This is a genomic window from Alcanivorax sp. HI0083 (genome assembly GCF_001635175.1).
Window position 1 is genome coordinate 1 of the sequence record NZ_LWFX01001781.1, and the last position, 1,581, is coordinate 1,581.

General features: G+C 59.2%; 3 protein-coding genes. All 3 read left to right on the forward strand.

All coding sequences use genetic code 11. The features are described 5' to 3' along the window. A partial coding sequence (locus A3754_RS25730; protein WP_156497243.1) for a coproporphyrinogen III oxidase occupies positions 1-250 on the forward strand: 250 nt, incomplete at its 5' end. Further along, positions 247-1,083, forward strand: a complete 837-nt coding sequence (aroE, locus tag A3754_RS25735) for a shikimate dehydrogenase (RefSeq protein WP_063520815.1) — start codon at positions 247-249, stop codon at positions 1,081-1,083. The genes A3754_RS25730 and aroE, both read left to right, overlap by 4 nt. 6 nt (positions 1,084-1,089) lie before the next feature. Beyond that, on the forward strand, positions 1,090-1,536 hold the full coding sequence (locus A3754_RS25740) for an ion channel (RefSeq protein WP_231880685.1): 447 nt from the start codon (positions 1,090-1,092) through the stop codon (positions 1,534-1,536). Positions 1,537-1,581 lie beyond the last annotated feature (45 nt).

Sequence of the window (1,581 nt, forward strand, 5' to 3'; positions counted from 1 at the left end):
GCGCCGTAAAGACCACGATTATGGCGAGCGCGAGCGTCAGTTCCAGCTGTACCGTCGCGGCCGCTATGTGGAGTTCAATCTGGTTTACGACCGCGGCACGATTTTTGGTCTGCAATCCGGTGGACGTACCGAGTCCATCCTGATGTCACTGCCGCCGCTGGTGCGATGGGACTACGATTACCACCCCGAGCCAGGCAGTGCCGAGATTGAGCTTTACCAGAAATTTTTGATTCACCGGGAGTGGGTATGACGGCTGAGAAAACCGCGTTAGAGGCTGGGTTATATTGTGTTTTTGGCAATCCAGTGAGTCATTCCCGCTCGCCGGATATTCACCATGCGTTTGCCGCTCAGCGTAGCGACGCTGTGCAGTATGAAAAGCGTGAAGCGCCGTTGGATGATTTTGCCGGCGCGGTTCAGGCTTTTCGGAATGCCGGCGGGTTGGGCGCCAATGTCACGGTACCCTTCAAAGAACAGGCTTTTGCATTGTGCGATGCCATCACCGAGCGAGCCGACCAGGCCGGTGCAGTGAATACCCTGTGGTGGGATGGCGAGCAGTTGCACGGCGATAACACCGATGGCGCCGGGCTGGTGAAAGATATCTGCGACAATCAGGGCTGGAGCATCCGTAAAAAACGGGTGCTGATCCTGGGCGCAGGCGGGGCAGTACGCGGTGTGCTGGGGCCGTTGCTGGCGGAAGAGCCCACCTTGTTGCGCATTGCCAACCGAAGCAAAGAGAAAGCGGAAACGCTGGCCGCCAACGTGATGAAAGGCGAAGGGCCGCCGGTGTTGGGCGGCGGCCTGGATAATCTCATGGGCCAGTTCGATCTGGTCATCAATGCCATCTCCGCCGGTTTGCAAGGCGAGATGCCCGCGCTGCCGGATGGCTTGTTGGCAGAGGGCGCGGTGGCTTATGACATGGTCTATGGCAATGAGCCGACACCGTTCCTGCGCTGGGCAAAGCAGCAAGGCGCGGCGGCCACGGCGGACGGGCTGGGTATGCTTGTTGAACAGGCTGCCGAAGCCTTTGAGATCTGGCGTGGCTGGCGCCCGGATACGGCCCCTGTCATGGCCTCGTTGCGCTAGCCTGCCATGAGCGATGGCGCGGTAATGTACGAAGTGGTGTATGCCTCCGTGGTCAGCCTGGCCATGGTGCTGACCACGGTGACCCTGCATTACTGGACGCTGGCGGGGCTGTCTGGCCTGCTTAAACGTTGGCCGGATTTTCGGGGTGAAATCCTGGTGGTTGTTATCGCCATGTTCGCGGCCCATATGGTGGAAATCAGCCTCTATGCCTGGGTGTACCTGCTGCTGGATGTGGGGGACACCGCCATGGGTATTGGTGGGGCGGTGAACGGCAGCTTTCTTGACCACCTGTATTTTTCTGCCGCTTGCTATACCTCTCTGGGGCTGGGGGATCTGTTCCCGGTGGGTACCCTGCGTTTGATTGCCGGGGTGCAAGCGCTGAATGGTTTGATACTGATAACCTGGTCTGCGTCGTTTGCGTTTCTGGTGATGCAGCGCCGCTGGCGTTTTTAATCACGTTTCGACGGTATCGTACGTGCTCGGGGCTCTTGAGCCCGT

Coding starts and splice junctions, on each gene's coding strand:
- A3754_RS25740 (WP_231880685.1), top strand. CDS start 1,090: ATGAGCGATGGCGCGGTAATGTACGAAGTGGTGTATGCCTCCGTGGTC.
- aroE (WP_063520815.1), top strand. CDS start 247: ATGACGGCTGAGAAAACCGCGTTAGAGGCTGGGTTATATTGTGTTTTT.